The sequence below is a fragment of the Photobacterium sp. 53610 genome, assembly GCF_036409375.1.
GTDB lineage: Bacteria > Pseudomonadota > Gammaproteobacteria > Enterobacterales > Vibrionaceae > Photobacterium.
The window spans coordinates 462,472-487,879 of sequence record NZ_JAXOFS010000002.1; the positions used below are offsets into that span (position 1 = coordinate 462,472).

Annotated in this window: 21 protein-coding genes; 9 read left to right on the top strand and 12 right to left on the bottom strand. The window is 50.6% G+C overall.

Annotated features, from left to right (window positions below; all coding sequences use genetic code 11):
* The first annotated feature begins 165 nt into the window (after nucleotides 1-165).
* Nucleotides 166-792 carry a LysE family translocator gene (locus tag SPK40_RS08695; RefSeq protein WP_330960175.1) on the top strand — a complete coding sequence of 209 codons (627 nt, stop codon included), beginning with the start codon at nucleotides 166-168 and terminating at the stop codon, nucleotides 790-792.
* Nucleotides 793-939: 147 nt separating this feature from the next.
* Here SPK40_RS08695 and SPK40_RS08700 read toward each other — a convergent pair whose 3' ends face one another.
* A complete protein-coding gene (locus tag SPK40_RS08700; RefSeq protein ID WP_330960176.1) occupies nucleotides 940-3,354 on the bottom strand; it encodes a metallophosphoesterase family protein in 2,415 nt (804 codons plus the stop codon).
* A gap of 259 nt (nucleotides 3,355-3,613) precedes the next feature.
* Here SPK40_RS08700 and SPK40_RS08705 point away from each other — a divergent pair, with 259 nt between their 5' ends.
* Together SPK40_RS08705 and SPK40_RS08710 are read left to right on the top strand one after the other, a co-directional pair.
* On the top strand, nucleotides 3,614-5,056 hold the full coding sequence (locus SPK40_RS08705; protein WP_248142127.1) for an aminotransferase-like domain-containing protein: 1,443 nt from the start codon (nucleotides 3,614-3,616) through the stop codon (nucleotides 5,054-5,056).
* Between the two features lie 79 nt (nucleotides 5,057-5,135).
* Nucleotides 5,136-5,360, top strand: a complete 225-nt coding sequence (locus tag SPK40_RS08710; protein WP_248142126.1) for a hypothetical protein — start codon at nucleotides 5,136-5,138, stop codon at nucleotides 5,358-5,360.
* Between the two features lie 79 nt (nucleotides 5,361-5,439).
* Here SPK40_RS08710 and SPK40_RS08715 read toward each other — a convergent pair whose 3' ends face one another.
* Complete coding sequence (locus SPK40_RS08715) at nucleotides 5,440-6,060, bottom strand: glutathione S-transferase family protein (protein WP_248142125.1); 621 nt, start codon at nucleotides 6,058-6,060, stop codon at nucleotides 5,440-5,442.
* 480 nt (nucleotides 6,061-6,540) lie between these two features.
* On the opposite strand from SPK40_RS08715, the gene SPK40_RS08720 reads away from it, so the two are divergent.
* Complete coding sequence (locus SPK40_RS08720; RefSeq protein ID WP_248142124.1) at nucleotides 6,541-7,932, top strand: glycoside hydrolase family 1 protein; 1,392 nt, start codon at nucleotides 6,541-6,543, stop codon at nucleotides 7,930-7,932.
* A gap of 68 nt (nucleotides 7,933-8,000) precedes the next feature.
* Nucleotides 8,001-8,921 (top strand): M14 family metallopeptidase, encoded by a 921-nt coding sequence (locus tag SPK40_RS08725; protein ID WP_248142123.1) that lies wholly within the window; start codon nucleotides 8,001-8,003, stop codon nucleotides 8,919-8,921.
* Nucleotides 8,922-8,989: 68 nt separating this feature from the next.
* Here the strand turns inward: SPK40_RS08725 and SPK40_RS08730 are convergent, their stop codons facing one another.
* The 5 genes from SPK40_RS08730 to SPK40_RS08750 form a co-directional block, all read right to left on the bottom strand.
* Nucleotides 8,990-11,458, bottom strand: a complete 2,469-nt coding sequence (locus SPK40_RS08730; protein WP_330960177.1) for a glycoside hydrolase — start codon at nucleotides 11,456-11,458, stop codon at nucleotides 8,990-8,992.
* 91 nt (nucleotides 11,459-11,549) lie between these two features.
* The gene (locus SPK40_RS08735; protein WP_330960178.1) at nucleotides 11,550-12,467 is read right to left on the bottom strand and encodes a DUF2861 family protein; all 918 of its coding nucleotides are present in this window, start codon (nucleotides 12,465-12,467) and stop codon (nucleotides 11,550-11,552) included.
* A 2-nt stretch (nucleotides 12,468-12,469) separates the two neighbouring features.
* Nucleotides 12,470-13,114, bottom strand: a complete 645-nt coding sequence (locus tag SPK40_RS08740) for a response regulator transcription factor (protein WP_330960179.1) — start codon at nucleotides 13,112-13,114, stop codon at nucleotides 12,470-12,472.
* On the bottom strand, nucleotides 13,111-14,592 hold the full coding sequence (locus SPK40_RS08745; RefSeq protein ID WP_330960367.1) for an ATP-binding protein: 1,482 nt from the start codon (nucleotides 14,590-14,592) through the stop codon (nucleotides 13,111-13,113). The genes SPK40_RS08740 and SPK40_RS08745 overlap by 4 nt, the downstream gene beginning before the upstream one ends.
* Before the next feature lie 103 nt (nucleotides 14,593-14,695).
* Complete coding sequence (locus SPK40_RS08750) at nucleotides 14,696-16,126, bottom strand: aminotransferase-like domain-containing protein (protein ID WP_248142119.1); 1,431 nt, start codon at nucleotides 16,124-16,126, stop codon at nucleotides 14,696-14,698.
* A gap of 118 nt (nucleotides 16,127-16,244) precedes the next feature.
* Here SPK40_RS08750 and SPK40_RS08755 point away from each other — a divergent pair, with 118 nt between their 5' ends.
* Together SPK40_RS08755 and SPK40_RS08760 are read left to right on the top strand one after the other, a co-directional pair.
* Nucleotides 16,245-17,162 carry an EamA family transporter gene (locus SPK40_RS08755; RefSeq protein ID WP_330960180.1) on the top strand — a complete coding sequence of 306 codons (918 nt, stop codon included), beginning with the start codon at nucleotides 16,245-16,247 and terminating at the stop codon, nucleotides 17,160-17,162.
* A gap of 117 nt (nucleotides 17,163-17,279) precedes the next feature.
* On the top strand, nucleotides 17,280-18,410 hold the full coding sequence (locus SPK40_RS08760; protein WP_330960181.1) for an acyltransferase family protein: 1,131 nt from the start codon (nucleotides 17,280-17,282) through the stop codon (nucleotides 18,408-18,410).
* A gap of 90 nt (nucleotides 18,411-18,500) precedes the next feature.
* Here the strand turns inward: SPK40_RS08760 and SPK40_RS08765 are convergent, their stop codons facing one another.
* Complete coding sequence (locus SPK40_RS08765; protein WP_330960182.1) at nucleotides 18,501-19,229, bottom strand: glutamine amidotransferase-related protein; 729 nt, start codon at nucleotides 19,227-19,229, stop codon at nucleotides 18,501-18,503.
* 74 nt (nucleotides 19,230-19,303) lie between these two features.
* Between SPK40_RS08765 and SPK40_RS08770 the strand changes: the two genes are divergently transcribed.
* Nucleotides 19,304-20,119 carry an AraC family transcriptional regulator gene (locus SPK40_RS08770; RefSeq protein WP_330960183.1) on the top strand — a complete coding sequence of 272 codons (816 nt, stop codon included), beginning with the start codon at nucleotides 19,304-19,306 and terminating at the stop codon, nucleotides 20,117-20,119.
* A 12-nt stretch (nucleotides 20,120-20,131) separates the two neighbouring features.
* Here SPK40_RS08770 and SPK40_RS08775 read toward each other — a convergent pair whose 3' ends face one another.
* Nucleotides 20,132-21,550, bottom strand: coding sequence for an MATE family efflux transporter (locus SPK40_RS08775; protein WP_330960184.1), 1,419 nt, complete (start codon nucleotides 21,548-21,550; stop codon nucleotides 20,132-20,134).
* Nucleotides 21,551-21,960: 410 nt separating this feature from the next.
* On the opposite strand from SPK40_RS08775, the gene SPK40_RS08780 reads away from it, so the two are divergent.
* Complete coding sequence (locus SPK40_RS08780; RefSeq protein ID WP_330960185.1) at nucleotides 21,961-22,494, top strand: hypothetical protein; 534 nt, start codon at nucleotides 21,961-21,963, stop codon at nucleotides 22,492-22,494.
* A 70-nt stretch (nucleotides 22,495-22,564) separates the two neighbouring features.
* Here SPK40_RS08780 and SPK40_RS08785 read toward each other — a convergent pair whose 3' ends face one another.
* From SPK40_RS08785 to SPK40_RS08795, 3 genes are all read right to left on the bottom strand, one after another.
* Entirely contained in the window at nucleotides 22,565-24,136 is a 1,572-nt protein-coding gene (locus SPK40_RS08785; RefSeq protein ID WP_330960186.1) for a cytochrome-c peroxidase, read from the bottom strand.
* Nucleotides 24,137-24,271: 135 nt separating this feature from the next.
* Complete coding sequence (locus tag SPK40_RS08790) at nucleotides 24,272-24,589, bottom strand: AzlD domain-containing protein (RefSeq protein WP_248142112.1); 318 nt, start codon at nucleotides 24,587-24,589, stop codon at nucleotides 24,272-24,274.
* Nucleotides 24,586-25,386, bottom strand: a complete 801-nt coding sequence (locus SPK40_RS08795) for an AzlC family ABC transporter permease (RefSeq protein ID WP_330960187.1) — start codon at nucleotides 25,384-25,386, stop codon at nucleotides 24,586-24,588. The genes SPK40_RS08790 and SPK40_RS08795 overlap by 4 nt, the downstream gene beginning before the upstream one ends.
* Nucleotides 25,387-25,408 lie beyond the last annotated feature (22 nt).

The window sequence follows — 25,408 nt, forward strand, 5'->3', positions numbered from 1 at the left end:
GCAACGCCTCACCCGAACTACGCTTCGTCAGCAATCAGTTGATCGTCATACCGACGGGCTGGATTTTCAGACCGCATATGCAATATATTGAGTTCGCCAGTTTTTCACCCGATGACTGATGTGATGGCCCGGCAAGCCACTTCAATTGAATATTAAGAGTCCGATATGCAAGATTTTTCTTTCCTGTGGCCGATTCTGGCCTTGCTGACCCTGGGCGCGATGACGCCAGGTCCTTCATTTCTGCTGGTCGCACAAACGGCAATGTCTCATTCAAGACGGCATGCCTTCGCAATTGCTTTGGGGATGGGGTGCGGCGCTCTAATTTTTGCCTTGCTTGCCTCTTTCGGACTGGTGACATTATTCACCCTAATTCCAGAGCTCTACATCACTTTCAAAGTGCTGGGTGGCTCGTACCTCTGCGTTTTAGCGTGCCGTATTTGGAAACAAGGCAATCAACAGTCCGTACCCAGCCAGACTCAGAACAGACAGAAAAGCAGCCTGGCATCTTTTTTCTATGGCTTAACAACGCAGCTGAGCAATCCCAAAACAGCGATGGTGTTCAGCAGTGTATTTGCTGCACTCTTACCGGCTGACGTTCCCGCCATGACACCACTCTTCCTGAGCACAGGCGTTTTCCTGTCTAACTTCGGCTGGTATGCCATTGTTGCGACAGCGCTTTCCACCCCTAAAGCACAACGGCTTTATCTCAGATTCAAACGTGTCTTTTGCCGCACCGCCGGTGCTTTGTTAGGCACATTTGGGGCGAAGTTAATCGTATCGACAACGCCTTAAACAAGACGCTTAAACAAAGGTTGGAGGTTCGCTGAGCTCTTCTGCGGATACATCCGGAAATCATGTAAAAGCCCTCATCACGCATCGCGAGGCAAATGAAAACGGCACCATCCCGGTGCCGTTTGTTACGTCTGTTCCACCCTTCGATTAAGGCGTTGTCAGGGATAACTGTATACGGTCCAAATGTACGTCCGACATACTGCCGGCTTTCTTCACCGCACGCAGAGTCAGTTTCACGGCACGGGTATCTGCCGGTAACAACAGCGTGGAATCATACTGCTGCCATTGCTGCTTTTTGCTTTCTGTCTTTACAGTACCTGGCTGACCGATTGCATTCCCGCTGCCATCCAGTGCTTGCAGGCTCACAATCGCATGATCGCCATCGCCCCAGCCGTTGCTGTTGAAGCTCAACCGGACAAATGCGAGCGACTGATCAATCGCACTGCTGTATGAACTGACGTCAATCGTCTGACTCAGATCATCATAAGCAGCACCGCCCGCTGCAGTATCATTCGGACGCGCACTGAAGTAATACTGCCCTTCGGCTGGTGTAATATTGTCAATTTCGTCCAATACCCGCCAGTAGCCTTGTTCCAGGGTCCAGCCCGACAAATCCTGCGCTTCTGCGCCACCGTTCTGAATCGGCAGCGCTGTGGTGACTCCGGCATCGATCGATAATGTTGCGCTATCACTCCAGTCAGACCACCCCAGGTTGGCATTCCGGACTCTGGTGCGCCAGTACCAGGTATCGCCGGGAAACAGCGTCAGAACCGGCGCAGAACTACCTTTGAACGGATCCCGGAACGAGTCATGGGAATGCTCTGAATCTCTTTTCTGCCACTTATGGGTTTCATCATTCCCCATTTTCAGCTGACCTGAAAAATCAGCCAGACTGATTCTCGTCAGATCAACTTCGGCCTGTGTATCGACCAGTGTGCCCTGAATCGTTCCGTCCTGCGTTGGCCAGATATTATGGGCACGGGTTTTGTTCCCCCAGATATCAAACACGTTCTGACTGAACTGTTCGTCTTGACTCAGCTGCCACTGAACTTCATAAATACTGGCCGGATCCGGATGACTGATCGCCAGATTCAGCTGATTCAGAGCAAAATTACCGTTGCCTTCGAGCACTTGCGGCGCATCGACCACCACCGGATTGGCTTTCATCGTCAGGGTATCTGAGACCGTGAATGTATCCTCCAGGCTGGCATAACCGCCGCCCTTGGTCGCAACCGTCGCGCTGTAACGCGTCAATTGCATGGAAGGCGCATTGTCCTGATTGAAAGTCAGCAGGTTAAAACCAAACTCGCTCTGACTGATGGCGAAAGTGTCGTAATCACGGGTGTCATTTTTGTAGTAATTGTCATCGTTCATTTTTTCACGATAACCTGCCGCTGTTGCCGCATTGAGCCAGAGGTGATGGGTATCCATCGACTGACCACGCGAATACGCATGGGTGTGACCAAACAGATGTCCGGTCAGCTTGCCGGTTGTCCGGCTGAAATCTTCCATTTCTGCCACCATCTCGCAACTGCCAATACTTTCTCCGGACAACCAAAGCTCTGACAGACACGGGTGATGGAACATACTCAGCATATAATCAACATCACTGTCAGCTTGCGTATCCACCAGCAGCTCCCGTAACCACTGGCGCTGAATCCCCAATGTTTCCGAATTAAATTTCCCGTGGCTTTTTGAGATCGGATAACTGTTCAGACCGACCAGACGCAGATTCCCGTAATCCAGCCAATACCACTGCTCTTCATAACCGGCTGAGCCATTGTCGGGCTGCTGGAAGAAATGGCGATAATTCGTCAGTTCGGTATTTCCGTAGTAGTCGTGGTTGCCGGGGACAGCCACCAGCGGCACGTAAGGGGAAATGGCTTTCATTTGATCAAAGAAATCACGTCGCCATTGCAACAGACTGTCACCACTGTTCACAATGTCGCCCGAAATCGTGATGGCCGCAATCGAAGAGGCACAGGTTTCAGGCTGACTCTGACAAACGGTTGGAATGATCCCTTTCGAAATGATGTCGTTCAGGGCACCCAGCGTACTGTTATTTTGCGTATCACTGATGGCAACCACGCGAAAAGGCGCAGTTGTTGCTCCGGCGGCAGGATAAGTTTTAAACACATAGCGTTCTGAAACCGCCGAAACGTTATTTTTTCCTTTTGCGGAACTGACAATGAAATATTCATACGGTGTATCCGCATTCAATCCTTCAACAGCCACGCTGTACAAATTGGTGTTGTCTACCCTCACCGACTGAGCCACGGTAAATTCACCCTTGCTGTCTGCGGGTCTGGCCCATACGGCAGGTGACGGATCATCAGTTTCGAACATCACCGCCATGCTGTTCGACGTCGGTTGCTGCAAATACGGGTAAATCGAAAACTGAACTGCAACATCTGACTCTGGCGCAGGCACAATCTGGCCTACACCAATTTCGCCTTTTTTGTCCTCAGGCGTCACTTCTTCACTGACATTACAGCCTGAAACTGTCAGTGCCGTCAGTAAAATCGCTGCTCTGGCTGAAAACTGCTTCTTGTGGATTGACATTTTTTTCCCTTATCTTGTTTTGATTCCATGGTAAATGTGGACTAGTCCAATTTACGTTTGAATATGCTAGGGAGTGTGTATGACAGTCCGCCGAAATATGGATGACAGTTATCTATCAGTTTGTTGACAGTGACAGCCAGCCAGATTCTTCATCCTGAACTCAGCAAAACCCAACGCAATCATCAGATACGGGCATGCTCTCTTGCGTTAACCTTAAGGCATGATATGTTCTGCTTATCTCAAGAAAACTCACAAACAAATGACTAAATATCAATCACTTGCCAGACAATTAAAACAACAGATCCGGCAACAGATCTGGCGTGCGGGTGAAAAAATCCCCTCTGTCCGGGCCTGTAGCAGACAATCCGATGTCAGTACGGCGACCGTACTTCAGGCATATCAGTTACTGGAAAGTGAAGGCTGGCTGGTTGCCAAGCCGCAATCCGGCTATCTCGTTGCACCGAATATCAGGCAGCTGATCGCTGCCGAACAACAAATTCACCAGGACAGCCAGGCTCCCCTGCAAATCAATGATCTGCTTTATGATGTGTTTCAACGCACCAAAAGCGGTGAATTTGTTCCCTTCAGTTCCGCGTTTCCTGACGCCTGCTTATTTCCGCAGCAGGAACTGGTCCGCAGTCTGGCCAGTGCGTCACGCAAAATGGGAGACGACAGTGCCCTGACCAATTTACCGCCCGGCAGCTATGAGTTACGCCGGCTCATCGCACAACGTTACGTGCAGCAGGGCATTCAGGTGATGCCGGATGATTTGGTGATTACCAGCGGTGGTCTGGAAGCTCTGAATTTAAGCCTGCAGGCAGTGACACAACCCGGTGATTACGTGGCAATTGAATCGCCCACCTTCTACGGCGCCCTGCAGACCATTGAACGACTGAAACTGAACCCGATAGAAATTCCTGCCTCTGCCAAACAGGGTTTAGATCTGGAGGTGCTGGCTCAAAAACTGGCGGCTTACCCGATCAAAGCCTGCTGGCTGATGACCAATTTTCAGAATCCGCTTGGGTACACGCTGAGCAATGAAAAGAAAAAACGGCTGCTTGAGCTGCTCGATCATCATGACGCCTATCTGGTTGAAGACGATGTTTACGCCGAGCTGTATTTCTCTGAAGACCGGCCTTTACCGGCGAAAGCCTTTGACCCAAACAACAGAGTGCTTCTGTGCAGCTCCTTTTCAAAATGCCTGTCTCCCGGGTTCCGGATTGGCTGGGTTGTGGCAGGCCCCCACAGCGAACAGATTCAGCGACAGCAGTTTCTCTCAACCATTTCCAGCAGCGTGCCCGCACAGCTGGGTATCAGTCATTACTTGCGCCATGGCGGATACGATAACCACCTGCGCAAGCTACGTGCAGCGCTTCAGATACGCAAAACTGAGATGCTGGCTGCCATTGAAGAATATTTCCCTGCCTGTACTCAGGTATCAGACCCGGATGGCGGTTATTTCCTCTGGCTCGGTTTTCCGTCTCCTTTCGACTGCAGAACGTTTTATGAACTGGCTTTGGAGCGCCATATCGCAATCGCACCCGGCACTCTGTTCAGTGTCCGGCAGGATGATCTCCGGCATGTCCGGCTAAATTACTCCTATCCGATGACGGATCAGATCCGAACGGCGATTCAAACCTTGGGGCAACTGGCGAGGCAATGTTTATGTGAAGCTGAACCACAGCATGAAACTGTTCGGTAATTTAATTGAGTAACTGTATAGGTAAGGGAACAGACACCTGTGCTGAAATGACGACTCTTGCTTGATTAAGGGTCGCAACATGAAGAAAACCACGAAGCCTTCAGACGAAGTCAGTTTAATCCCTGTCGCCATCATTTGTGTTTTTCTGGTGGTACTTGGTCATTTTGTACTGATGAAAGATATCGCTTATTTTGCCTGGGCTGAAGTCACAGCTGCCGTGATCCCCTTCCTGCTGATCGGACTGGGCGTGGCCGCCGCACGCCGGGCTGCGGTGGTCGATCGCAGAAATAATGCTTCAGATTAAACCGGCACAAACGCTCCTTTGGCCGCAGCCAAAGGAGCAGAATGACAGATGTTATCTGTTCAGATATTCATGCATGCATTCATTGGTTGAAATGAGCTTCAATATCATTCGATTTCAGATACGCCGGATGTGACGCCAGCTGTTGTGCGTAACTGGCAATATTCGGGAAATTCCTGAGAACCTGATTGTTCTGTAAAATCTCGACGATGAAAGACATCATGATATCAGCACCACTCAATGTGTCTTCCACCAGATATTTTTTACCTGCCAGAGCCTGATCAAAATAAGACATCACTTTCGCAATCTCTCCATCTGCATATCCGGCAAGAAAATTCGTTTCACAACCGTCTTTTTCGACAAACATCTTAAGCAACAATGGCAGAATCGCAGAGCTTTCTGCAAAGTGGATCCACTGCAAATAAGCAACGTAAGCCGGTGTGCCGCGATGTGGTACCAGTCGGCCTTTGCCGTATTTATCAATCAGATACTCTGTGATCGCACCAGACTCCGAGACAACCAGACCATCATCGACAATCACCGGTGATTTCCCTAAAGGGTGCACCGTTTTCAATTCTGGCGGCGCAAGAAATGTGACGCTATCGCGCTGATACGGAATCACTTCATAATCCACGCCTAATTCTTCCAGCAACCAGATAATACGCTTGGAACGGGATTTGTTCAGATGGTGCAATTGAATCATTGAGTTCGACCTTTCTTGGTAGGACTGACAGGCATACCCTGCTTATCAGACAATGTTGTCAATATTACTGACTGGTCAGCCTACCTGATTCTTCCGCCTGTCTCCATGAACCGAAGCTGTCAATACTGAGCAAATATCACAAATTTCAATCACAACATCTCAGGAACGTCGCAAATATTGATCTGAGCGAAAGAAAACAGGCTTTGATGACAAATTCCTTTATTTTGCAGAGAAAGTGATTCGATTGATCTGAATCAAGCCATCTTTTGTCAGGAACGCTAAATTAAAGTTCTCCATGTTTTTGGGAAATGCATGTGTACGTTTGCCCCTCGCTTGCAGGGGCTTTTTTTTTCATCTCCCACCACCTGAACATCATTCATTCACACAGCCAATCGCTTTTTGTTCACCCTTCATTCAATCAGCTTTATCAACAATTTTGCTAGTATCGAATCAGGCTCATCAGCATTGAGAGAAAATATCATGCAAACATTTCCGGCCAACTTTCTGTGGGGCGGCGCCATCGCTGCAAATCAGGTTGAAGGTGCCTTTGATCAGGACGGCAAAGGATTATCTACGGCCGATCTCCTGCCCAAAGGGATTCTGAGTCCGCATCAACCGGCCGAACAGCGAACACCCGGCATTAAAGATCTGGCGATCGACTTTTATCATCGTTATCCGGAAGACATTGCACTGTTCAAAGAAATGGGATTTACCTGTTTGCGGCTGTCCATCGCCTGGACACGCATTTATCCGAACGGAGATGAACCGGAACCCAATGAGGACGGACTGGCTTTTTACGATCGCATTTTTGATGAACTGGCAAAACATCAGATCACACCATTTGTGACATTGTCACATTATGAGATGCCATTCGGGCTGGTGGAAAACGAAGGCGGCTGGTCAAGCCGTCGGGTGATCGAGTGCTTTGAGCGCTACGCCCGGACCGTCTTTGAGCGTTACAAAGACAAAGTGAAACTCTGGCTGACATTCAATGAAATCAACATGTCCCTGCATGCGCCATTTACGGGTGTAGGATTGCCGGAAGATGCGAATGAACAAGCCATTTACCAGGCAATCCACCACCAACTTGTCGCCAGTGCCAAAGCCGTCAGTCTGTGTCACGAAATCATTCCTGACGCAAAAATCGGCAACATGCTGCTGGGCGCCGTAAACTACCCTTACACCTGCAGTCCTGACGATGTGCTGGCAGCCATGCATGAGAACAACAAATGGCTGTTTTTTGGTGATGTCCAGACCCGGGGAAAATATCCGGGCTATATGCTGCGTTACTTCCGGGATCAGGGGATTGAACTGAAAATTATGCCCGGTGACCTCGACATTCTCGCCAGCGCCAGTGTTGATTTCATTTCGTTCAGTTACTATGCCAGCGGTTGTGCCAGTGCCGATCCGAAACAAAAAGAAGTGGGGAATATCGTCGACAGTGTGCCGAATCCTTATCTTGAGAAAAGTGAATGGGGCTGGCTCATTGATCCCAAAGGCCTGCGTTATCTGCTCAACCTGCTGTATGACCGGTACCAGAAGCCGCTCTTCATCGTGGAAAACGGCCTGGGAGCCAAAGACGTGGTGAATGAGGACGGCAAGATCCAGGATGATTACCGTATTGCTTATCTCAACGATCACCTGGTTCAGGCCCGGGAAGCCATTGCGGATGGTGTTGAAGTGCTGGGTTTTACCAGTTGGGGGCCGATTGATCTGGTCGCAAACTCAACAGCGGAAATGAGCAAGCGCTACGGCTATATTTATGTCGATCGGCATGATGACGGCAGCGGCACCCTGGAGCGCCGCCGCAAGCAAAGCTTTTTCTGGTATCAGGATGTCATACGCACCAATGGTGCCTCATTAAAATCCTGAACATTTGAACCTGTATGTCAGGAGGAGTAAGCTTCTGACGTCGCAAAGATAAATCAGAAAGGACAGTCATGAGCAGTAAACGTACCTACCCTATCGGCACTCCCGGCCAGAAATGGACCATGAAAGAAAAAGCGGAGTGGCTGGCGCAGCTCAGTATCAAGCGTTCATATCAGGACGAAGTCGTAACAAAGATTGACGCCCTGAAAACACGCTTCGATGTATTTCAGTACGGTGCCCTGTCCTACGACACCGATAAATACCCGCTGTTTGCCATTTGTTCTAAAAACTGGAGTGACCAGAAGCCAACAGTGCTGGTGACAGGCGGTGTCCACGGTTACGAAACCAGTGGCGTGCACGGCGCAATCCAGTTTGTGGATCAGAAAGCTGAACACTACAGCCAGTTTTTCAACCTTCTGGTCGCTCCCTGCGTGAGCCCGTGGGGATACGAAACCATCAATCGCTGGAACCCGAACGCAATCGATCCCAATCGTTCTTTTTACGACAACAGTCCGGCTGAAGAGTCTGCCGCACTGATGGAAATGGTGAACGATATGGACATTGAGATTCTTGCCCATATTGATCTGCACGAAACCACGGACACGGATGAAACTGAATTTCGTCCGGCGCTGGCAGCCCGGGATGGTGTTGAATATATTCCGGGTACCATCCCGGATGGCTTCTATGTGGTCGGTGACACCGCGAACCCGCACGATGCCTTCCAGAAAGCCATTATTGATGAAGTACGCAAAGTGACACACATTGCACCCGCAGATGATGAAGGCAACATCATCGGTTCTCCGGTCTCTCAGGAAGGGGTGATTGATTATCCACTGAAAAAACTGGGACTGTGTGCCGGCCTGTCTGACTGCCTGTACACTTCCACCACGGAAGTGTATCCGGACAGTCCGCTGGTCACACCGTCAGAGTGTAATGACGCGCAAGTCGCGGCTATCGTCGGCGCGCTGGAATATATCATCAGGCAACAGTAACCCCGCGTGAATCAGTGGCAGTAGGCTGCCACTGATTCATTTTCATAGCGAGGAACCTGCTCAAAGGCTCAGTACACCCCGGATGTCCACATCACAATACTGGGTTTCTGACCGTCCCCGGACTGCAATTCAGCCCGGAAACTCATCGCTGGCAGCGTCACCGTGTCGTCGCCGATCCGGACAACCTGCGACTTTTTCGTAAAGTTCGCCACAATCTGACTGCCGTCACTGAAACGGGTTTGCTGAATATTTCCGTCCTTATCCAGCCAGTCAAAACCGACCAGGGCTTTATCCCAGAGCACCTGATGCACAGGCGCAAATCCCTGCTGATAATGCTGCAATGCCCTGATTCTCGGTAAATCCGTCGACTGCGCTTCATCCCGGCTCAGATGCACCATCGGCGGTGTGTTATAGAGCATACCGGCAAGATCCCGGACACCTTTCACATCCGAAAACTTCAGACTGTCCATATGCCAGTGATGTGTGTTCATCAGCTCATCATGGAACACAGCCTGATACAACGGGACCTTAAACGCCGGTGTGAAAAAGAGCGACCTGTAGGGCTCCTTCACCTGAGCAGACCGGAAGAAAAACGCTGGTTTCTGATCCGGATACCAGGCCCCCAGAAAATAAGGCGAACGACGATTTCGTTTCATATCCGGATCTGTCCAGCCAAATCCCGTGGTTTCCATACCATGCGCAAACACCACCCCACGAGTTGTGATGCTGTTACCGTCTTCCGAACCCAGCACCATGCCCTGCTCACTCATCCATGACATTCGGGCATTAAAAGCTTCAGTCATTCTTTGCTCAGACATGCCGGACTCCGGCTCTGAACCTGACAGATGTGGCCGGACGGTATAATCTTCACGCGCCATACCGGTTGCATCCACATCTAAAAACAGGCTGTTAAACCGTCCGAATTTCATAATGTGCTGAGCCCGTCGTTTCACATAATCAGTTCCACAGCCCGGATTGAGGTAATTGCCTTGTCCGCGAAAACCACGCTGCTTGCTGCCGTCGGCATTTTCTATTGCACATGCCTTCCTGACGGATTCCGGAAGATGCGCGGTCAGCCAGCTTTCATTATCGGTCACGTTAATGGCAGTGTTATAGGAGTCATAGGTTGCCACCAGATAACCCGATTGTTTCGCCTGATCCACCACCTCCGGCTGAAAAAATGCGGGCAACCAGTTATCCAGCCCAATCCAGAGACGGTTCAGCCCGGCAGCTTGAAAAGTCTGAAGGACAGGTTGTGACAGACTCTGCCCCCACAGCGAGGGAGCGATCAGAAAACGGGCCGCATGATCCTTCAGATAGGCTTTTCGCTGACGGACCGCTTCGTATTGTCTGGCAATGCCATCCTCGTCCACCTGAGGCGCACTGAAAGGAAAATAAGCTGCCAGAGACCGGTTGACCGCCTCAACTAATAACCGCTTCTGGTACAGGTTCAACCGGATCTTTCCATTCGATTGCGTCAGCGGCATCAGTTCCCGGACCGCTTCTTGATCAGCAAACGGACTCAGGTTTGTATCGCTGAAAAACCATTGCATCAGTCCAGCCCAATCGGTCACATCCTGCTCAGCGATGCCGTCCGAGCCAAACAGATAGACATGACTGGCACCTATCAGCTTCCTGACATTCGGGTTGCGTGCGGCCTTATCGCTCAGGCTGTCCCGCTCCCCTTGCGCTTCCCGCCACTGACGGAAACGGCTGGCTCCCGACAGGTTGTCCTTGCCCATGTGAATCAAGAGCTGAAAGGGCTCTTTCCGGTTCAGAGCCGTAAACAGATGACTGGATGTCATCTCGACCGCAGCCTGTTGCCCTTTGGTCTTTTGACCTGACAAGTCTCTGAAATCAATCCGGTTATTAAAAGGATTCAGTAACAGATAGGAGAAAAAACGATCGGCAGAGGCTGCCTTGTTTTCATGGCTGGCCGTTTTTTTGGCCGTACTCACCGGGTGAGCCGACACCGTCCAGAACGGCATTTTCAAATCTTGGGTGGTATTACTGCCGGAATACTCATTTTGCAGATAAGAGGCCCAGGTTTCATGACGGACCGGGACGCGCAGGCCTTCATTCAGCGGTAATAACAGGGCGTCTGCAAATTCCTCGGGTAAGTCAAACCAGTTTAAGCGTACCTGTTGATTCCGGCTGATGCGCTGATCCGCATTCCTTTCAAACTGCAAACTCAGATCATTCGCCTCCAGCCGGGCACTGACCTGAATATTGCTCGGTAACCACAACCACGACAGCATATTGGCCTGTGTCTGCGGCAGCTGACGCACCGACTGGCGTAAACCATCCACACTGGCATTGGCCTGGTTCACTGCGTATGTCTGACCATCAGCGATCCAGTCAATAGCCAGTGTTTGAGGGTCCAGCCGGACCTGCTGGTTCTGATCGCGCAGAGACAACATTTCTGCATGTGTCGCTGGCGCTGCAAAAGCCGAACAAACCAGCAGTAATAGGGGTTTGTAAGCAGCAGAGAAAGAAAATCGGACAACATGGGTTTGAGGGAAAAGTGCTGTTTTCATGTAAATACCTGTTTGTTTCGAGACAGGTATTAGACGTGAGCCATCATTACGAATTGTCACCCCAGTGTCTTCATTATTGCCTGATCACCATTTACGGACGACTCACATGCAGATATCTGACCGGCAAAGTCACCCGGTACACCTGTTCAATATCCAGACTACCCTGAAAATAGCGCGATGCCACCACAGCACTCAGCCATTCAGCATCCGCGGGGACGGATGCCGGTATGATTCCCCGCCTCTGGTTGTCGAGCTGGACAGCTTCCAGCGGTGCAGCCAACTGATAAGTGCCATCCAGCCATTGCCAGAGACGACGGGAAACCTGACACCGGCGCGCAGGTGTGACTTCCGGCGCGGTAAACAGAAACGGGCTCTCCGTCTGACGCTTATCCTGAAATGTCACCGGCGCTGCTGAACCGGGCAGCCACGCTGAGACCAGAATCAACGGATAAGTCTGTTTCCCGACCTGCAGCAGATACCCCCCATCAGGTACCGGCTGAAACCACTCAGCGCTTTCCAGCTCTGCGTAACCCTCTTTATCGGGTGTCACGATGCCACTCAGCCAGGGCTTCCCTGCCCTGTCGGTCAGAACAATAGTCAACGGCTGGCCGGCACCTTCAATGGCAACTTTTAACTGTTGCACCTGCTGATGAAGATTCACTTTATGCTGGAGGGACAATGAAATTCGCATCGCGGTTTGATTCCTGTCTGCCAGAGATAAAGGTGCTCCCAGATGCCGACCGCAATCGGACTGATTCAGGATCTGCTGAAACACAGGTTGCCACTGGGATACCGGCACCGATGCATGCTGCTGTAAAGTAAGCTGCAACTCCTGCCATGCCAGCTCAGTCTGATCCTCGACCAATGCCTGATACACAGACTGTAACGGCGTCGTCATGAACCAGTCAGCCGGATTGGTCGGGAACGGACCCGCTGCCGCTGGCAAAGCAAGACTGGCAAGCAGGCATGAGAGCCGCCATCGTTTCCTGAAAGAAAGCCGGTTCAACACGGTTATTCTCCTCTGAGCCGGTAGCCGACACTGCGCACCGTTTCGATTTCCAGCGCAGGCAGTTTCTGCCGAAGATGCAAAACGTGATTATCGACCGTCCGTGTCGACGGAAATGCCTGAAATCCCCAAACTTTGTTGAGCAATTCATCTCTGTGGTACACCCGGTTGGGGTTTTGCACCAGCAAGGCCAGCAGCTGAAATTCTTTCGGCTTCAATGGCACGGTTTGCCCGTTCTCCTGCACAGACTGGCCGGACAGGTTCACCACCAGACTTTTGTAACGGATCTCAACCTCGCCCAGCGGCCGCAGTTGCGCCTGAACCCGGGCCAGCAGTTCCTCATGCGCAAAGGGTTTGATGACATAGTCCTTTGCTCCGGCCCCCAATCCTTCAACCCGATGCGCCACTTCTGTTTTTGCCGTCAGAATAATCACTGGCAACGCTTTTTTGGTCAGCCATTCCGGCAGCCATTGGACGCTGTCTCCTTCTGGCAATTGCCGGTCCAGCACCACCAAATCAGCCTGATACCAGTACTTTTCGACATCAGCCATACGTTTGATCCAGCGACAGCTGTACCCCTGGCCAATCAGATAACGAGACAGCCCTTCCCCCAGTAAATGATCGTCTTCGACCAGTAATATCTGACTCATCTGGGTAACTCCAGTCTGTATCTTGTCGGTTGACGGTGTTCAGTTAATTTGCCGCCCAGCCGTCGCATGATGCGCCTGACAATCATCAGGCCAATCCCCATTCCATCTGTGTGATCCGTCGTTTTTCCTTCGGTTTTCCCGCCATCAGACACAACACGCCGCCGCAGCAGACGCCGGGGTGATGACTGCCCCTGATCGCTGACTTCAATCCAGATTTTTTCCCCGGTGATCTTTGCTTCAATGCGCACCGGAGGCTCACCATGAATGAGTGCGTTGCGTATCAGGTTGTCCAGACACACACCCAGCCAGTAATACGGCAGCGCGATTTCCAGATCGCCTGTCAGACGATAACTGAGGTTGTACGGTTCAGTCACGGCATCCAACCAGTCGGAGAACAAGGCCAGATCGCCTTCCGCCATCGCATCCTGCCTGTCACTCAGGAAGCCTTTGCTGGCCTCAGTCAGACGGGACAAGCGCTGGTAATCACCGGAAAGTCTGTAGAATGCATCCTGCGCCGGGCCGCTGAGATGATCAAACTCATCACGAAACTGTTCCACAGTGAATCCCAGACTGGTCACTGGTGTTCTCAGTTCGTGGGTGAGTAACTGCAAAATAAACTGACGTTCTTTCAGTGCACGCCGCCGCTCCAGCAGCATCTTCAGTGCCAGCCCCGGCACCGCCACCAGCAAAAGCACCAGTGCCGCCTGCCACCACAAAGGACGTTCGGGTACAGATGAAATGCATAAGTTACTGTATTGCATGACGCAATTCTGATGATCCTGAGCATCCAGCGAAGTGACAGACAACCCGGCCTCATCAGCAACGTCCTCCCATTGTTCTGCACGAAGTACGTCAATGCCCCCGGGGTGATTTCGCCACAGCTGGCCATGATTACTGAGATAAAAACGATATCCTTCAAAGAGCGCTGTTTTGCCGGATGAAGAGAGTGAAGCCATAGCTTCGTGCAAAGGATGCTCAGGATTGGCCAGTGTCAGATTGCCTGCATGTTCCTGCAGAAATGCCCTGACGACAGATTGATCCGCTTGCCCTTGAAGATAGGCCAGATACCGGTCAGCATAGCTGCCCCCAGCCGGATGCAGTGCTGACAACACCGAATTCCAGTCTGACGTCAGTTCCCCAGCCTGGCACAACAGCCATTCAAACTGCATCGCCTGCTGCCAGGCCGGGCTCTGTACCATCGGATCTTCCGCTGGCAATTCACAGTTCTGGTGAACGGTATAAAGGGTTTTCAGTTGCTGCCAGCTGAATGTTGCCAGATCCGGATACTGGCTGGCCGGAAGCAGCAAAGACTGGGGAAATTGATTAAGTGTTTGCTGCGAAATTATCTGGTCAGCATCAATCGCCGCAAGACGATCAGTAAATTGTTGCCACTGTTGCTGAATTGATGGCACGGACGACGCTCCGCCTGACTGTGCAGATGCGGGCAACGCCATAAAAATCAGTGCAAACCAGACCACTCTCAACAAAATTTTCCTCTGAACCCAAACCTGTGAGTATACTCATGCTCAGCACCGTTTTGTCGCCGCAATGTCACCATTGTCTGTTTTCTGACAACATCTCTCAGACATGGTCCGGTTGAGCCGGACTCACCTGTTTCAGCACTTGAGTCAGAGAATCCAGCGCCTGCATGGCCGCATTATCCGGCTCCCCGGCCTCCGGCAATGCAAAACCGATATTGATCCGCAAGCTGTCCCGGTAAAAATCACGACAAGTAAAGAATTCACCTAAACGAATGTCCAGCTGCGCATCAGCCAGCAGATGTTTCAGTTTCGCCGTTGCCATCCCCGGAAGCTGGAGCCACAGGACCATACCGCCAGCCGGATCACTGATCCGCACGGCATCCTGAAGCTGTTGCTGAAGATACTCCGTGTATCGCTGCTTGTTGGTCAGTAACGCAAAACGTCTGTTCTTCAGATGACGTCCATATTGCCCGCTGTCAATAAAATCGGCGATGGCCAGCTGTACCGGCAATGCAACCCCGAAACACCCGGCACGAAATTTACGGAGGTAGGCCTCCAGGTACCGTCCCGGCAGACACCAGCCTAACCGATAGCCGGCCGCCAGTGTTTTTGAGACTGAACCACACCAGAGTATATAGCCGGATTTATCGTAATATTTGGCAGGCAGCGGCACGGTGTTGCTGTGTGGCAACTCCATGTACACATCATCTTCGATCACCGGGATCTGATACTGTGCCGCCATGTCCGCCAGTCGCTGTTTCTGTGCCGGTGACATGGTGATTCCCTGCGGATTCATGTGAGTCGTACAAAACAGACCGGCCTGAATGGTCCCCAGCCGCATGTGATGGTCAAGCTGATCCAGATCGATCCCGGTTGCCACCGACGGTATTTCGACAATATTGCGCGACATTTCCCGCAACAGGGTCAGCAAGCCATTAAAACAGGGCGAACTGATGGCAATTGTATCTCCCGGCCGGGTGCATACGTCAATGGCGGTCCGGATGGCATCCATACAGCCGTTGGTAATCACCAGCTGCTCCGGCTGAAAATGAAAACCGTACTGCGTGAAATGCGCAGCCAAAACCTGGCGCAGCATGGGCTCTCCCTGAGACACCGGATAGAAACTCATCCGCTCTCCCAGTCGCTGATGCGCCCGGCGAAAACTCTGCCCCATTTGCTTTGCCAGCTCTGCGCCGACTTCAAATCGTGAATAACCCAGCGGCCCGGCATGCTGGCTGTCCGGGATCTGCCCGGCCTGAGGCTGATAGTCAGATACCGCCGCCAGACGGCTTTCGAACTGTTCCAGTGCGGGCAGGTTCTGGCTGCCTCGCCTTGCCACAAAATACCCCGACTGCGGCTTCGCAATAATCCAGCCCAATGCCTCCAGCGACTGATAACAATTCAGTGCAGTCGTCATACTGACCTGATGCAGGCTGGCGAACTGACGGAGCGAAGGCATCCGGGATTGTGCGGCCAGCTTTCCCGCCTGAATATCCAGCACGTATTGTTCCGCAAGCTGCTTGTACCTCATGGATTGCCTCCGTTCACACGCCAACTGTACTCTTTTTATTTTCAAAAATTGTATCTGCACCGCACCCGGACAGCAATGCAAAATGAAAATTGAATCCATAACAAGTGAGGGAAAACGCATGGCTTTCAAAGATGCCTTACTGGGCCTGCTCGTGATGTTCATCTGGGGAATCAACTTTTCTGTGATCAAACTCGGAGTCAGTGATGTGGATCCGATGCTGATAACAGCAGTCCGCTTTACCCTCGCCACAATACCGTTAATCTTTTTCGTGAAAAAACCTGATGTGCCCTGGCGCTACCTGATCAGCTATGGGGTTCTTTTTGGCGTGGGTGTCTGGGGCCTCGCGTCCTGGTCAATCACCGCAGGTCTTTCAGCGGGTATGACATCTGTACTGATGCAAACCAATGTCATTTTTGGCCTGCTGTTCGGCTATCTGATGTTTCAGGAGCAGTTCACTCAAACCAAACTGATTGGTGCACTCCTGGCTGCCAGTGGATTAGCACTGTCTTTGATGGCCACAGACGGCACAGTGACCCTCAAAGGCGTGGCTTTGATTCTGGTTTCCGCACTGTCGTGGAGTCTGGTCAGTGCGATTGTGAAAAAGTCCGGCACTACGCAAGCCTTTGCATTCAGTATCTGGGGTATGGTGTTTGCCCCGGTGCCGCTGCTGATTTTCGCTCTGTCACTGCATGGAACTGCAATGATTGAGCACGCTTTTCACAACTGGCATGGCTATACCACCTTTTCGGTCCTGTTTCAGGCCTACCCGACCACCGTATTCGGCTACTGGATCTGGAATCGCATGCTGGTGAAATATCCGCTGAGTACCGTCGCTCCGATCAATCTGATGGTTTCTGTGTTTGGACTGGCAGGCGGGTATCTGTTTTACGATGAGACCGTCGGCATCCTGCAGATCATGGCTGCCGGTTTTATTCTGGCGGGCGTCCTGTTTATTCTGATGCGCCCGGGTGACCCTCAGTTGAGCACAGCGTTGTTACAATGGCGGATAAAATTGCTTTCCGGCCAGAAAACCTGACAGAACAACTGAATTATTTTGCCCGAAATCGACCACAAGAAACGACCTGGCGATCTCCCTTGGCTACACTTAATTTCAGTGCAGAACAACTGTGTTGCTGCAAAGTGGAGATGGCTGATGCTGAAAAACTCAGGTCAAAATACGGTGGATGCAGCCCAACAGCCGGAGCGGTTCTACTTCCTGGATGCGATGAGAGCAACCCTGATGGTCCTGGGCGTTGTCCTGCACTCTGCTGAGGTCTTTAATCCGGAACACTCCTGGCTCATTTACAGCCAGAATACAAGCTGGCTCATGACTGACCTCATTGATGTGATTCATACGTTCCGGATGCCGGCTTTTTTTGTCGTCTCCGGTTTCTTCTGCGTGCTGACCTTCAGAAAATATCAATTCAGCACATTTATCCTGGTCAGATTCAAACGACTGGCGATTCCCTTCTTTTTTACCGCACTCACGGTCAACACGGTGCAGGCATTGATCTTGAACCAGAGCCACTGGCAGTATTTTGATGTCATGCCTTACCTGCACGAAGGGCAATATATTTCCCATCTCTGGTTTCTGGTGGTTTTGTTGATCTATTTTCTGGTCACTGCAATTGGTTTTGCAATCTTCAGACCCGTTTCAAAACCCTGGGTCACCGCGATGAACACCGTGTTAGCCCGGCTACCCGTGTCTGTGCTTCTGTTTCTTTTACCCGTCCTCTCACTGGAATTTTTATCGTTGAATAAAATCGGTGTTCCCATTTATTCAAACGTTTATGGATTAATTGATACCTATGAGCTCATTCACTATTTGCCTTACTTTTTGTTCGGGCTGATTCTCGCCAGTGAACCGCGATTTTTTCAGCGTTTCTGTCAGTACAAACTTTCTGTTGCACTGACAGCCATCCTCATCACGTCGCTGCTTGCAGCGAACATTATTCCGGACAGTCATCTAACCACTAAGATAATTTCCGTGTACCTGAAAGAGCTGACAGTCTGGATGGCTATCACGCTTTGTTTCGGCCTCTTTTACCGCTTTTTAAATACGCCTTCCCGGAGAATCCTGTTCCTGTCAGACGCCTCCTATACGGTTTATTTATTTCATCATGTTTTCGTCATTGCGATTGGCTTGCTGCTCATTAACCTCAATGTACCTGCAATCATTGGATTCTGTATCCTGGTCACAACGGTCTCGATCATTTCATTTCTGATTCATCGGCAGATTATTTCCAGACAGAGGCTGGCTGCTTTTGCCTTCAATGGGAAATAGAGCAGGCTTTGGATCAAGGCTGGCTGACACCACCATTCAGCACCAGTTCTGGCTTTTCAGCAATGGCTTGTGAAATCGATGTCGGTTGACTCAACCTCGTCTGTGTATTTGTGATTCAGCCACCAGCGCATCCATAAACCCGAACAGTGCCCGGTTCATTTCGCTGTAGTCATAGTCCAGTAACTGTGCAGCAGTCTGGATAAAGGGCTGCGTCCCTGCCCCCTCAAGATCGGCACCGGCATGCTCAATCATCCCGGTGACCGATTCACGGGTAAACTCAGGATGACACTGAAAACCATAGGCTAATGACGAGTAACGGATAATCTGCCGGGGGCATCCCAGACTGGTCGCCAGCACCTGACAAGCGGGTGTCAGCCCCGGCATGTCGTTATGCCAGTGCCCGACAACCAGCTGCGCCGGAAAACCCTCAAATTTTCGGTCTAAACGGGCGTGCTTGTTCAGCACAATCGGAAAACAACCGACCTCAGGTTCCAGACTGCGTGAATACTTTGCCCCCAGCGCTTCTCCCAGCAACTGTGCCCCCAGACAAAAACCAACCACAGGCGTTTTCGCATCCAGTGCTTTGCGGATCAGTTCAATTTCCGCTGCGGCATCAAAATGCGGACAGTCTTCAGTCGTTGTCGCCGGGCTCTGCGGCCCGCCCAACACCACAAGCAGATCCATATCGTCGCCATGCGCCGGCAAAGCTTCTCTCAGATAAACCCGGGAATAGCTGGTTGAATAATTTCGCTGATCGACCCATTGAAGCAATGCACTTGGTCCTTCAAAGGCTTCATGAATCAAAAAATGAACTTTCATTATGGTCCTTACCGTCATTATGATTAGAGACGTGCTAATACTATGCACAATTACTCACAACAGATAGCGGCAGTATGACACTAAATACCGATAACCAGACAAGTCCATTGCCAAGCAGTAATACGCTGATCGCGACTTTTCCGAAACAGCCTGTACTGATCAAGACCGTAAACATGACGAAGGGCTACCATGACAAACCACACCGGCACGAATGGCATCAGGTGATCTACCCTTCCAGAGGATTACTGAAGAGCCGGACTGAGTCGCATCACTTTTATGTTCCTCATCACCGGGCACTGTTTATTCCTGCGCGCACAGTCCATGAATCTTACGTGATGAAGGATGCCTCTTTTATCGGAATCTATCTGAACCCGGATTTCTGCAAAGCGCTGCCGAACAGCTGCCAGCCGATTGAAGTCAGTCCGTTTCTGCGAGAACTGATCCTGAAGCTGACCCAGAATGTTCACATCGGGCAGCCGCTGTCCGACCGTGTCCTGAACTTGCTGACCGTATTTGAAGACGAGCTGCGGGCAGAAAAAGACAGCTCTCTGGAATTGCCCATGCCGGCCGACCGGCGTCTTCAGCCCATTGTCCATGAATTACTGAGCTGTCCCGGCAGTCCGAAAACCCTGGCAGAGTGGTCCTCACAGACGGGAGCAACAGAGCGAACCCTGTCCCGGCTGTTCAACAAGGAGGTACAGCTGACTTTTCCGCAATGGCGGCAAAGACTGAGACTGATGACAGCCCTGACTTTGCTGGAGCAGGATGAAGCGGTGCAGGACGTTGCTCATCACATTGGATACCAGTCCGTCTCTGCGTTTATCGAAGCCTTCCGGATGGCGTTTAAGCAGACGCCGCAGCAGTTCAAGCAACACTACCGGAATCAGTAGCAGTCGTGCAGCTTACTGACTGCCTTTTTCAATCATGGCTTCATCACAAATATGAGCAATTTGCTGCTCTTCTTCGGTAATCCGGGTTTTCTTCCAGGTCCCCCGCTGAAACCAGATGAAAGCAAAAATCGCGACGACCACGTTGGTGACCGCAAAAGACCACCAGATGCCACGATCAGCCAGCGTGGTGTGTTTTGACAGGACATAAGCCAGCGGGAATTGCACCATCCATTGTGAGACCAGAGCGACCATCATGGCATTTTGCATATTCCCGGAAGCCCTGAAGGCAGAAACCACACAAAGCTGGATTCCAATCCCACCCCAGGTCAGGCACATAATTCGCAGAAAGTGAGCGCCTTCGGCAATGACTGCCGGATCGTCGGGAATAAAAACAGCGACAAGATCAGGGGCCAGCGCATAGGCAACAACGCCGATCAGCGTCAGGCCAAGAAATCCCCACAAAGTTCCCAGTAAGGTGATTTTTTCAGCGCGGTCGATCTGATTCGCACCAATGTTCTGACCCACTAAGGTGGATACAGCCATTGATAACCCCATGGCGGGAATCATGACAAACTGCAACAGGTTTGCGCCCACGCCATAAGACGCAATCGTCACTGTGCCGAAGCTGGCGACCAGAAATGACAGGATGATGGTTCCCAATGCCCGCGCCGACAATTCAACCGATCCCGGTGCTCCGAGAAAAAACGCCTTCCGGATATAGGCAAAGTCAGGTTTAAAGTGATGCCACTCCAGTTTGATGCCATGGTTTCCGCGAAGAAATACAGTCAGTCCTAACATCGCGGCAATCGACTGAGTGACCAGGGTTGCCAGTGCGGCCCCCATCACGCCATGGCCTTCAAAGCTGCCGTATCCGAAAATAAACAGCGGATCGAGAAAGAAGTTCAAAATCACAGTACCCAATACAATCAGCAACGGGATCTTGATCTGTCCGATGCCCCGCATCAGCGACTGAAACATGGCAAACAGAAACACAAAAATAACCCCGATAAAGGAGACATGCATGAATTTCAGGGCATCATCAAAAACCTTATCGCTCACCCCCAGCAATGTCAGAAAGTACGGTGAAAGCAAATAACCGCCCATTCCCAATATCGCCGAAGTAAAAGCGACCATCAGCATGGTCTGAGCAGCGACATGATTCACCTTGTCTCTTTTCCCGGCGCCCATGTATTGTGCCGATAAGGTCGCGCCTGCCATCGCCAGTCCGGAACCCAGCGCTATGACTAAGAAAGTAACCGGCATGCTGACCGATACAGCAGCGACTTCCGATGCACCCAGCCGACCAACCCAGAATGCATCCGTTAACTGATAAGCCGACTGAAGAATATTGGTGAGAATAATTGGAATCGCCAGTGAGAGAAGTGCTGTATGAATCGGGCCTTTCAGGAATTTTTTTTGCTTATCTGTCATTGCCATGCCTTATTCAAGGAGCCTCTGTTCATCTTGTTGTTCTTAATATTAAGCCAACTAAGAATGCATACTCAGACAAAGATGCGACCATTTCAGGTCTGACTTTATTTTACTTCGCAGGTGCAACGTGCTGACGCGCCGTTTTTCCTGCTTCGGATTGCACACGGTAATTTTCAGGTTTTCGTCTTCTGGTTTCACAAACGCCTCCGGATAAGACTAGTCTCACAAGCCTCGGAATTGGACAGATTTAATAAGAGCGAAGCCCAACGATATCATCCAAGAGCCTTCGCTCAATTTCCGCAACAAATCAGAACCGGCAGGATTTGAATCGATTGTGCTTCAGGAAAATGACTGCCAACTATACTTAGGTGATACCTACTCGGCACCGTGATTCTACTAAGGATAACGGTATGAAATATCACTACTATCTTTCTCTGGCTGTAATGGCACTGGCGATGCAGAGCACCGCTCAAGCTGATGACAAACAAGCAATGCTGGAGGATGCCCTGAGTGCGGCGCCCCCGACACTCAAAGACAAAGTCACCGTGATGGACTGGGATAACAATGTGTTACAAAAAGGAACCAGTAATTATACCTGCTTCCCAACCCCGCCACAGTTAAAAGGAAAGGCGCCCATGTGTATGGACGGCCCATGGATGGATTGGGCAAAGGCCTGGATGAACAAGCAACCCGTTGAAATTAAAACCATCGGAATATCTTATATGCTGGGTGGTGATGGCGGTGCCAGTAATACTGACCCCTATGCCGAAAGTGAAACAGCCGACAACCAGTGGATTGTCGAAGGGCCACACCTGATGATCATCACACCGGATAAAGCCCTGCTGGATTCGCTGCCGACGGATCCAAATAACGGCGGCCCTTACGTGATGTGGAAAGATACACCTTACCAGCACATCATGGTCCCAATCGGGCCAAGGCCTTAGCCTCAGGCAGAATATGCTGAAAAAAAGAAAGCGAGATTAAATCTCGCTTTCTTTATTCTGTTTTACCACACTATTTTTTCTTCTGTTGACTGCTGGATTGATAAGGCTTCGGTGGTTCCACGGTTGTGGTATCCGTCAGCGTTTTTAAGTATGCCACAATTGCCGATTCCTGATACTCAGTTAACCCTAGATCACCGGTGAACGTTTTTCCCGTGGCCGGATTAACCGCCCCTAGTGAACTGAACGGTGAATTAATTTCAGGCGCAGGCCAGCAATTATTCGCCAGTGCATCTTTCTCCGTCACGATACCTTCCGGACAACGCTTAATATTAAATCCTTTTGCCGTTTCGCCATTCACATTCGATGTATTGTAGAAATGCACCAAACTTTCTAGGCTCTTGAACCAGCCGCCATGGGTATAAGCCTTAATGAAACCTTTCCCGTTCCGTTTATCAACATTTCTTAATGTCGGTGTTTTATGGTGGCCTATGAACGCATTCCGAATACCGAATACCGTTGATGTCAGGCCAAACTGGATCAACGTTGGATTGACACCCGGATTAGGCTCAGGAGAACCCGGGATTTCATAGTTTCTCGGAACACCAATGGAGTGATAAGTATCATCCGTATAGCGTTCCTCCGGATCAGTCCCATCTCCACCACCGCTATGGCAGGCTGAGCATCCGGCTTCTCCGTAGAACAGGTCATGTCCGTCATTTTCAAGCTGCGTAAATCCATCCAGTGGAAATTTGTGGTCTGCATCACTGGCCAGAGCCATATCTCTTTTAGACGAGAAACGGTTATTATCCGCAGACATTTGCCAGGCCGCGAGCGCAACAGCAAAACGGGCAAAAGCCTGATTCGTGCCATCTTCGCTTTGGCAGTCTAAAGGCACATTCCAGGACAGATAATACAGTTCACTCCCCCATTTCGTACCTTCAACTTGCTGACACACATCAGATTTTGACTTGTGATTTTGCTCAACAGGGTTCAAAAATGGGCTGGCAAAGGCCTGATCAGCAAGGGGACCGAGATATTTTGAATACTCGTTTAATTTCAGCCAGGACGCATCCGAAGGCATAAACACTGCATTCGTTTGCTCGACAATGTCACCCGTAGCGCGACCATTCCAGAATGCACCCCCACAAGGAAAGAAACCACATGGGGCAACACCCCGGTCTTTCAGGCGCCCTAAACCAAAGGGGTTACCATTTTTATCGAGGAAAATGGTGTACTGATTTGTCGGCGGTTTCAGTGTCCCTGCATTTTTCGTGGTCGTTTTACCTTGCAGGCCCAGAAGCTCAATGTCCTGCGGTCTTAAATGCGGTCTCGCCCCTGTCACAGCGACCTGATGTAAATTCACACCGGAAACACCGTAAGTCCCCCCTGTGCTCGGGGCATGACAGGTGGCACATGACATTCGCTCAGGGTCAGAGATATTTTCAAAAAATAACCGTTTGCCAAGTTCCTCCAGATAACTTAAATCGGTTTCATTGTGATTGTCACTTTTTGCCTCTATATGAGCTGAAAAGATGGTCGAAATAACCAGAACAAATGTTCCGGTTAATTTTGTAGGGATGGATATCGGTTGTCTGCCTTTAGATGCTTGCATGGCCATATTAACCTCTTTCTTATTTTCCACGCATGTATCAGCCGCCCTGAAACGGGCAGCGTTACGGAAGATGAGACGATGGGTAAACTATAGAATGAGGTTCTGTCGGCCGCGTTTCTCAAAAGAGAGAATTTCACTTAAATCAAAAGCATAAGCAATAAAGTCTTAATTTATAAAAAATGACGCACAAAAAAACACCACCATACTGAGGACAGCCGTGAATAAAACATTCTTTGTTTTCCATGCAATTATTGCTGCAACCAAAGCGCCAATAAAATATGGGTTATGATAAGTGACATCAATCCCATTATTTTCAGGCAAAAAAACAATAGGCGCCCAAATTGCCGTTAATACGGCAGGACCCGAGTAACTGAGAAAACGTTGTGTCTGATGATTCAGCTTTATCGGCAGCCTGGGCTCTAAAAACAGATAACGGCTGACAAAGATAACCAGCATCATTGTGATGATAATGATCCACGTCATTTTAATTCTCCCTGCTGAGTTTCAGAACCTTCACGATTTATCGGATGATTTCCAACCCATCGTTCCGTTAAATAACCGCAGATCATTGCCAGTAAACTCGCAATCATGAGCCCTCCTTCAATTTCCAGTGCAGCCATCAACACTGAGGCCAATAAAGCCACAGCCACGGCCACCAGAACGGGCCAGCGCTGAATTGTGGGAATCACAATGGCAATAAAAGTCGCAGCAATCGCAAAGTCGAGCCCCAGACTTTCCAGATTGGGAATAAACTTACCCGCGAAAATGCCGGCAATTGTGGCGAGATTCCAGCTGACATAGAACCATAACCCTGCACCTAAGGCATACCAGGGCTGAAAGCGTTGCGGTGTCTGATTTCCGCACAACGCAAACAGCTCATCGGTGAGCAGAAAGCCTAACCCCAGCCGCCAGCGCAGTGGCAGCGGACTGATGGTTTGTCTCATGGTGATACTGTAAAGCAAATGCCGGGATGTGATGAAAAACGTGGTCAGCAGAATCGTGAACAGCCCCACGCCCGCTTTGATCAAACCGGTTGCGACGAGCTGAGCCGCACCTGCAAACACAATCGCGGACATCGCCATACTCTGAAACACATCCAACCCGGCATCAATCGCAAATGAGCCCGCTAACAATCCCCATGGAACGACTGCAATGCACAGGGGTGATACTGCCAGCGCTCCTTGTCTGAATAACCGCCACTTCTCCTGTCTGTTCAGTAACAACCCACGCCCATCAGGTTCTGCTGATGTCGATACTTCGGGTACATGTTCATTTTTCATGGTCTCTGACTCACTTTACATC